Raw genomic sequence first — 8930 nt, forward strand, 5'->3', positions numbered from 1 at the left:
CCATAAGGTTTCGTCGGCAGCGTCAGATGTGTATAAGAGACAGCTCCTGAGCCGAGGATAATTCAGTGTAAGTTCTCCGAAGTACAAGGCAATCTCACTTCCAATCAAGTTGATTTTATTGTTCCAACAGGAAAGTTTAAAGGTGTTGAAACGGGCGATATCCCCGTAATCAAAGGGACAGCCTTCGTAACTGGCGTCGGCGAGGAGAATGCAAAGGCAGAAATTGCTGACCTGCTAAAGGCAGAGTAAGTATTCATCGCAGCTAATGGAAGGAAAGAGCATGAAGATCGTTGTTACCGCACTTCAAGTCATTGCCTCTATGGGACCTATGGTAATGATGCCTCTCATTATCCTGGTTCTCGGCTTGATTTTTCGTGTCAAGCTAAATGTCCTTTTGAAATCTGCCCTTCTTGTAGGCATTGGCTTTGCCGGCGTAAATATGGTTATCAATTGGTTTGTATCCCAAGTCGCTAGTTCTGTTTCCAGTATGGTTACTAATTGGGGCATTCAAACTTCAATTATGGACGTAGGTTGGCCAGCGCGTGCAGCTGCAACGTGGGCGTTTCCCCTTGCTGCAGTTGTTGTATTTGTTGTCCTTGGTATTAATGCTCTAATGTTGCTTACTAAAACAACCAATACGGTTATGGTTGACTTCTGGTCATACAATCACTTTATTTTTACAGGTGCCTTGGTTTGGTATGCAAGTAATGGGAATCCTTGGCTTTCTATCATTGCTGCTGCAATTGACTTTATTGTAACAATAAAAATTGCAGATTGGACTACACCTGTTGTTGAAGACTATTTTGAACTTGAAGGTGTAAACTTCCCGACTTCGAATTCTGTCATTTGGGCTCCCGCTGCGTTTGCGTTAAATAAACTCTGGGATATCATTCCTGGTATCAACAAGATTGATATTAATCCTCAAGGCGTTCAACAGAAGTTCGGGTTTGTAGGCGAGCCAATGTTTATGGGATTCATTATCGGCGCTCTGATTGGCATTCTTGCTGGGAGGCCCATCGACGCCATTCTCATTGTTGCAATGAGCACTTCTGTGACTATGGTTCTTACTCCGAAAATGATGCAGATTTTGATGGAAGGCTTGCTGCCGTTTGCAAATGCTGTAAAGGAAATTCTTCAAAAAAGATTCCCAGGATCAAACTTTACTATGGGCGTCGATGCTGCTCTGACCATTGCTAATGAGTCTGCAATTTCTGTTGGTATTATCATGGTTCCTATTACTCTTATACTTGCTGCAGTTCTTCCTGGTAATAAACTCCTCCCAATTGCAGATATTGCTTATCAGGCAATGTGGCTTGCTGCTTGGCCGGTAGCATTTGGTAAGGGCAATATTTTCCGTGGTATCCTTTCCACTACTATCATCACTTGCATTGTTCTTTGGATTGCGACCATACTCGCGCCTGTTCATACCCAACTTGCTATTTCTGGAGGATTTGTGCTCCCGCAAGGCATGGAATTTATTTCCACTGAGGATGCTGGTGAGCATGTAATTGGCTTTATTCTTCAATGGCTTGCAAGTTTCGTTGGTTAGCAATGAATTTTTGAGTTACTGATCAGTAAGAAGCGGAGTCATTTTGGCTTCGCTTCTTTTTGAAGGAGGATGTTTCCGTTGAAGATAATAGGAATCCAGATATATGAGGTAAAGCCACGTTGGATTTTCTGCAAGGTATTAACCGATGATGGAGTCGAGGGCTGGGGGGAAATGATTTCCGGCACCAAGACTCGCACTGTTATTGAGGGCGCAAAAGAACTCTCTGAACGCCTTATTGGCCGTGATCCTTTTGAAATCGAACGTCTTTGGCAAGAGTTACATCGTTCGTTTTTCCGGGGTGGGCCAATTAACGGAACAATAATTTCTGGCTTTGAAATGGCTTTGTGGGATATTAAAGGCAAGGCACTTGGCGTACCTGTGTGGCAGCTTCTTGGAGGACAAGCTCGCGATAGAATACGCATTTATTCTTGGATTGGAGGGGATCGACCCTCTGACGTAGCTAATGAAGCAAAGAATCGCCTCGAATGTGGTTTTCGCGCGGTAAAAATGAATGCTTCGGAAGAGCTTCATTATGTTGATACCTACGATAAAGTCCAAGCTGTGATTGACAGGGTGTCCTCCATTAGAGACGTCTGTGGAGACGCTATTGAAATTGGAATTGATTTCCATGGTCGCGTCCATAAGCCTATGGCAAAAGTTCTTGCCAATGCACTAGTTCCGTTTCATCCCATGTTTATTGAGGAGCCTGTTCTTCCTGAAAACTGGGAATCTTTTGCAGCCATTGCAGCAGAGGTGCCAATTCCAATAGCTACTGGAGAGCGTTTATATACTCGTTGGGAATACAAGCACCTATTTTCTCAGGGAGCGGTAGATATTGTTCAACCTGACGTTTCTATGTGTGGAGGCATTCTCGAAGCCAGAAAGATTATTGCAATGGCTGAGGCATTTGATATGGCTGCTGCTCCACATGCCCCATATGGTCCCATTGCGTTAGCCGCGACGCTTCAGGTTGATGTGTGTTCACCCAATGTATTCATTCAGGAGCAGAGTTTTGGGATTCATTACAACCAAGGATTCGATTTGCTTGATTTTGTCCAAAACAAAGAGATTTTCGAATTTAAAGATGGATATATTCAAGTACCAACGGAACCTGGTCTCGGCCTTATAATGGACGAAGAAAAAATTAAGGAAATTTCTGCAGAAGGTTTAGTTTGGAGAAATCCAAGCTGGAAAAATTATGATGGAACCATTGCGGAGTGGTAGAAGTGGCAATCGTCAACACTGTTCTTGGTCCAGTCAGCATTAATCAACTTGGCGTCACCTATATTCATGAACATCTTTATGTGATTCCTGATGAATTGCAACGTTACTATGCATATACGCTCGATATTCCTGAGAAAAGCATCGAGGAAACAAAGTATTTTCAGCAGGCAGGCGGCAACACAATCGTTGATCTTACGCCATTAGCTTATGGGCGCAATGTTGAAGCTTTGCGAGAAATATCGTTAAAAGCAGGGATAAATGTTGTGTGCGTCACAGGTTTTCATAAAGACTTATGGTTGCCACGATGGTTCAATGAATTATCTGAAAGTGAGATTGAAACTGAACTTTGCCACGAAATTGAAGAGGGTATTGGCTATTACAAGGTGAAGCCAGGAGCAGCTAAGCTCGGGACTTCCCTTAATGAGGTAACTAGCCGTGAACGTAGGTCGTTCGCGATGGTTGTACCTCTAATGCGTGATTATAAGATTCCAATTATTACTCATTGTGACAAAGGAACTATGGGGCATGAGCAGCTTGATTTATTTGAGAAATATGGTTTTAGTCTTGAACATGTCTGCTTATCGCATACTGATCTAACTATGGATTTTGAATATATGCGGACCCTTTGTGAGCGTGGCGCGTTTCTTTCAATCGATCACATTGGAAGAGATCTTGCTAATCGTGACCAAAAACACGTGGAATTAATTGCAAAGCTTATCCAAGCAGGATGTAGTGACAGGCTGTGTTTATCGGGGGATATGGGAAAGAAAGACTATTTTGTATCGTACGGTGGTAAACCAGGTCTTGCTTATATTCTGTCAGATTTAAGAGATTATCTACTTAAATATATTTCTGAGGAGGAGTATTTCAAGATGCTAGTAGATAATCCCAGACGCATCTTCGACTGGAACTAGTTTTGAGATTTATTAATAAGTGTATAGCGTTAACTTGTGAATATAATTAATTTACTTTTTTAATTTTTATCGGAATTAATTGGTAGTTAAGAAAATATCGTTTGAGGAATCACTGCAATCTGAGATTGCAGTGATTCCTGCCTCTAGGAATAGAGGCAGAGAGCATGTTTGCTAAGTATGTCTATTTTAGAAATATGCATATAAATTTGATGCGCTACCTATTACGGGGCGACCTGTAATACTCAAGAAAAGCTTACAATTGATTAGCTTCATCGAAGTTCCTTGGCGCATGGCTTGATTGACTTAATCTTTTTTTGATTCCTTCTACTTACGTCGTTAGCACGCGAGAATTCGTGATGGGACCCTCAATCAATTCGTCTGGCACGTTACTATCAAGCAGAACCGAGATCCGGCGACAATGGTTCATATGGAAGCCAGGAAATATTTCTTCGCCGAGTGTAAGTGCTGCTGTGTTGGCAGAGTCTACTTTGAGATTGACGATACCTATGAGTTTATATTCTGCAAGTCCTAAGTGGCTACGTTTGATGCGAAGCAACGTTGCAAAATCACCTGCGATTATGTGAATTGTGGAAGATTGCATTATTAGGCATCGACATCCAAGGATATTTAGCCCGATGCCTATTTATTTTTGACGTATGCAAGCAGTTCGCCGCGATTCATAGAAAGCTTTAGTGAGATGGGATGCGCTTGGGGGTATTGTGGCGTAGGTCAACTGATTTGTAGAGTAAATTTCTTGTCATAGGAAGAAATAAAGCTGCTACGTAGATAAAACTACTCAAGCTGTCCTAAAAATAACCCATCTGAGTACATATGTTCAGATAATCTAATTTTAATTACGTTTCAAACAATACTATTCCAAGTGTTTATGCGAACGAGTAAGAACTTGAAATAAAGGTACTCTTTGGATATTGAATGTGAAAAGGATAGGTTTTAGTGTCCGCATAAGTTGTTAGAGTTGAGAAATAGAGAGTTCAGGTGTTTCAAGTTAGCCAATTGCTGCTACAAAGGAGCTGAAACAAGCAATGTTGTATGCACACTCAAATATGGCAGCAACCAAGAAACAGGAGAAGGTGCTTAGTGCGCTAGGCATTCCAAGCGACCTATCGTCCCTTACAGATGACCAATGGTTTGATGCCGAATCAAAGCTGAGCAGCGAACTACAGATGCGCGGTATTTCTGACGGTGGGCTGAACGAGTACGGCAAAATTTGTGATGCGCTTCTATTCGAGTTATCCCAAGTCTAAACATTGACCGCGTGAGCTACCTTTTAACCTCCCTTCTAGTTGCTGAGATAGGCTCAGCACAAAAGAGGGAGGTTTATTTATGCTGGATGACCCCACCAAGGGTGAGGACACACAATCCAAAAACCCCGAGAGCGGCGAGGTTAGTGCAGACTTTAAAGCTTACAAAACCTCTACCGAGCGTAAGAAAGTTGAACTCAAGCTTTGAGTTGTCAGTAATGCTCCTCGCACACGCGGGGATGATCCTGACACTTGCAGGACGTGTCAAGCTCAAGTTCGAAGGTTGTGATACGGTAAACAAGAGCCTATTGCCACGCCGTATGCGAGACGATAGGCCTATTTTTATTTGCGCTCAACAACTGCGAACCTTTAACAACGCGCAGTCGTGCGTTAGAACAAACGCTACTCCCCGCGCACGCGGGGATAATCCCTCAGCTGGTGTGTGGTATAAAGGAAGTGAGGCGGAACCCGGACTACAACTGGTCCTTTTGGTTCCGCTTTCTTTTTCTACTCCGCGCACGCGGGGATAATCCCACCCGTCTACGGTTTTGGAGACCGTCACTCTGTCGTTTAACTAAGCGGGTGTTTGGGTCTTGGCTGATTAACTGGGTAAAAAGGTGCTATAAGACTTGCAATTTGGTAAAAGGTGCTTATTGAACCCGCTGTAAGTAAAAGAGTTTTTATCGAACCTTCAGCAAGCAATAAGGTATATATCGCATCACCTGTGGGGTGCAGGAGGATACAGAAGGGGAGTGCTGAAGGAAGGTGCATGCGCCTTCCTTCCACACGCCTTACTTGCTCAACCTCGATTTTGTTTCGGGGCGAATATGCTCAAAAATCGCAGGAGCACCTTCACGCTCAGATTCGGCGAGGTCGGCTTCGCTGCGTACGGTCCATGTCATCATACGTGCGCCCATTAGACGCGTCGCCAACCACACAAAGGGATTGTGTCTGTCGGCAAACTTGTATGCAATGTAGTCTGGTCTACCCATTACATTGCACAAAAGCCAAGACTGTCCTACACGTAAAGGCAAACCGTACTTCTCGGTACCAAGATCGAGCAAAAAATCCTCGCTTAGCTGTCCGCGCAACACGCCAGGACGGTGGCGACGTAACCACCACAGCACACGAGTGTCAAAACTTTGGATGCAGTAATCTACATCGTATCGGTCAAGCGTGAGCATTACCAAACGTACAAGGTCAGCGTAATTGGTAACGGTAGTCTTGAGCTCGATTAGCACTGGTGCACAACGGTGCTTAGTCTGAGGATCGGTATCAAAGAGTGCAATGGCCTGCGAAAAAGTGGGAATCTGTTCATCGGTGTCAAGCAGGCGATATTCGCAGAGCTCCTCGTGGGTGAGTTGCTCGACAAAACCCGCACGACCACATACGCGCTCAAGGTCAGAGTCATGTACAACGACAGGTACATTGTCTTTAGTGAGACGAACATCCATCTCGACACCATAGCCAGCCTCAGCTGCGGCACGAAATGCGGGCAGGGAGTTTTCGGGCACAAGATTTGCCCAATCGCTGACATCGTCTTTCCACAGCGGTGGAGCTACTACGGCATCGGGGCTCTTGGTGATTACCTTGTCGGTGAACTGTACAATCTTATCGGGGAACTGCATGATGCCGTCACCTTTGCCGACACCCTTAAAGGGGTCTCCTGCCATACCTTTGGGGTAAGCCTGCGCTGAGGGCGGCACATCAAAAAGCCCGCGATGTGCGTAGCGGTGCTTCTCGATTTCCTTCCACTTGGCGGCTGTTTGCCAGTCGCGTCTACGTGGGGCAACAAAAAACGCCGCAGTTCCTATGACACCTATCGCAGCAGCGCCAGCCTTTAGCAGAGCGCGACGCCCCTCCGATGTGAGGTAGGGCTTGTGATGCTTCAAAAATGATGAGATAGCATTCTTTGACATGAGCTCTCCTTCCAGGCTGTATTCTTAGCATCTTAGTGCGTTTTTGCCGAGCGCGTGCGGTACAGAGATTGACGGTTAGAATAGGGGACACAATGGTAGGTTGTTTGAAAGGATTTTATGGCTGCCAAGCATCTGAAATCTGCTCAATCTAATAAGGAATCTCTTAGAGTATGCAAGATGGATAGCAAGCAAAGCTTCCCGCATCTGAAGACATCTGATTCTGAGAGTGGCGCTACATCCCTTTCTGTGGGTCGTTCAGCTGCAATGATGGGTGTGCTAGTTATTATCAGTAGAATTACGGGATTTTTGAGAGTGTGGGCGCAAGCCTATGCCTTGGGCACTTCGCTTCTTGCGAGCTGCTATACCTTGGCAAACAATATGCCCAATCAGCTCTATGAACTTGTCCTAGGTGGTATGATCATTACCGCTTTTTTGCCCGTATATGTGTCAGTTAAGGAACACAAGGGCGCAGATGGAGCAAATTCATATCTCTCAAATTTGCTATCACTTGTTGCTATTTTAATGACAGTATTAACCGTTCTATGCATTGTATTTGCCGCCCAGCTGGTTTATATCCAATCTGCAGGAACCGATCAATCAGATATGGCAAACGCAGTTTGGCTATTGCGGTTCTTTGCTATAGAAGTTTTGCTCTACGCACTGTCCTCATTGATTTCGGGCGTAATAAATGCTGAGCGCGACTACTTCTGGTCAAATGCTGCGCCTATATTCAACAATATAGTAACGATTGCTTCGTTTGTGTTGTTCATCGTTTTTAAGGAAATCAATTTCCCCCTTGCACTGTTACTGTTGGCACTGGGTAATCCTCTCGGAGTACTCGTGCAAGTAGTACTGCAGATTCCAAGTTTACGCCGCCATGGAATAAAAATTTCTTTTCATGTCGACCTGCTTGATCCAGCACTTAAAGATACGTTTGCTATAGGCATTCCAACTCTTATCGTGACTGCCTGCTCATTTGTGACTGTAGCTATTATGAATACCTTTGCACTTATTGCAATTCCTGAGCAGGGCGGCTCTGTCCAGTACTATGCACGCCTGTGGTATACGCTTCCGTACTCGGTATTCTCTATCCCTATTACCACAGCGATGTTCACCGAACTTGCGCAGCTCTATGCGAAAAAAGATAAAAAAGGTTTTATCCAATGCTTCTCAAAAGGGGCATCTGACATCGTCTTTTTCCTCATCCCTTGCGCGATGTTTCTCATTGTGTTTGCTGAGCCATTGATGTTGCTGCTTAGGATGGGCGCATTTAGTAAGGAAAGCGCACAGCTTACTGCCCAATATTTAGCTGTTTTATCATTTGGCTTGCCTGCATATGGTTTGGTTACCTATTTTCAAAAGACGTTTTCGTCCATTCGAAAAATGATCTCATATGCATTTACCCACATAGTAGCCTCTGTTTTTCAGATTGTATTTACCGCAGTGGCAACTGAGTACCTAGGCATAGCTGCTGTTGCCTTAGGTAGTGTTCTTTACTATGTAGTCGTCGATGTGATTTCGGTGCATTTGCTGAAGTCATATATAAAATCGATTCGAATGCGTTCGGTATATCTTTCGGGTTTGTGGAGCTTGGGTCTAGGTGCGATTGGGTCTGCCTGCGGCTATGGTGTGTTTACTCTGCTTCAAATGGTTTCTCCGCTTACTGGCTCATTAATTCAAATATTTGTTTATTTGATTATTGTTGGATTTAGTTCATTTGCGACAGCGTTTATACCAGCAATATTGCTAAACCTGCCACAAATGAACTACTTCACCAAATTGTTAAAAAGAAATCATTGATAATTGCATCATCTTTGCCAAGTATGAAGATATAAGCAATTGAAGCGATTGAATATGTGCTGCAATGGGTACTCTGCTAGTCTATTTAGGACTATTTGCTTTAGCAAAAGTGCTCAGCTGAAATCATTTTCCTGAGCTGTTATGAGTGGAAAGCAGGTGATAACAGATATGCATTTCTTCCATAGTGGTGTAAAACAAACTCTTAAACGATCTCTTGCATTCACACTTTGTGCAGCTTTGCTTTCGGCAAACTTTACTGCGC

At 44.1% G+C, this 8930-nt stretch carries 8 protein-coding genes; 6 read left to right on the forward strand and 2 right to left on the reverse strand.

Features of this window, described 5'->3' with window-relative positions; genetic code table 11:
• Positions 1-280 precede the first annotated feature (280 nt).
• The 3 genes from Q0X25_RS05655 (at position 281) to Q0X25_RS05665 (ending at position 3687) form a co-directional block, all read left to right on the forward strand.
• Positions 281-1549, forward strand: a complete 1269-nt coding sequence (locus tag Q0X25_RS05655; protein WP_298579766.1) for a PTS transporter subunit IIC — start codon at positions 281-283, stop codon at positions 1547-1549.
• A 78-nt stretch (positions 1550-1627) separates the two neighbouring features.
• A complete protein-coding gene (gene dgoD, locus Q0X25_RS05660) occupies positions 1628-2773 on the forward strand; it encodes a galactonate dehydratase (RefSeq protein ID WP_367270406.1) in 1146 nt (381 codons plus the stop codon).
• Between the two features lie 2 nt (positions 2774-2775).
• A complete protein-coding gene (locus Q0X25_RS05665; protein WP_298579770.1) occupies positions 2776-3687 on the forward strand; it encodes a phosphotriesterase in 912 nt (303 codons plus the stop codon).
• A gap of 328 nt (positions 3688-4015) precedes the next feature.
• On the opposite strand, the gene Q0X25_RS05670 is transcribed toward Q0X25_RS05665, so the two are convergent.
• Positions 4016-4288 (reverse strand): MmcQ/YjbR family DNA-binding protein, encoded by a 273-nt coding sequence (locus Q0X25_RS05670; RefSeq protein ID WP_298579773.1) that lies wholly within the window; start codon positions 4286-4288, stop codon positions 4016-4018.
• 442 nt (positions 4289-4730) lie between these two features.
• Between Q0X25_RS05670 and Q0X25_RS05675 the strand changes: the two genes are divergently transcribed.
• The gene (locus tag Q0X25_RS05675) at positions 4731-4952 is read left to right on the forward strand and encodes a hypothetical protein (protein WP_068540322.1); all 222 of its coding nucleotides are present in this window, start codon (positions 4731-4733) and stop codon (positions 4950-4952) included.
• A 79-nt stretch (positions 4953-5031) separates the two neighbouring features.
• The gene (locus Q0X25_RS05680; protein WP_298579778.1) at positions 5032-5157 is read left to right on the forward strand and encodes a hypothetical protein; all 126 of its coding nucleotides are present in this window, start codon (positions 5032-5034) and stop codon (positions 5155-5157) included.
• Between the two features lie 583 nt (positions 5158-5740).
• Here Q0X25_RS05680 and Q0X25_RS05685 read toward each other — a convergent pair.
• On the reverse strand, positions 5741-6868 hold the full coding sequence (locus tag Q0X25_RS05685) for a glycerophosphodiester phosphodiesterase family protein (protein ID WP_298579781.1): 1128 nt from the start codon (positions 6866-6868) through the stop codon (positions 5741-5743).
• A 117-nt stretch (positions 6869-6985) separates the two neighbouring features.
• Between Q0X25_RS05685 and murJ the strand changes: the two genes are divergently transcribed.
• Positions 6986-8668 carry a murein biosynthesis integral membrane protein MurJ gene (gene murJ / locus Q0X25_RS05690; RefSeq protein ID WP_298579784.1) on the forward strand — a complete coding sequence of 561 codons (1683 nt, stop codon included), beginning with the start codon at positions 6986-6988 and terminating at the stop codon, positions 8666-8668.
• The last annotated feature ends 262 nt before the right edge of the window (positions 8669-8930 follow it).

The organism is uncultured Olegusella sp., assembly GCF_947253395.1.
In the GTDB taxonomy this organism is placed as follows: domain Bacteria; phylum Actinomycetota; class Coriobacteriia; order Coriobacteriales; family Atopobiaceae; genus Olegusella.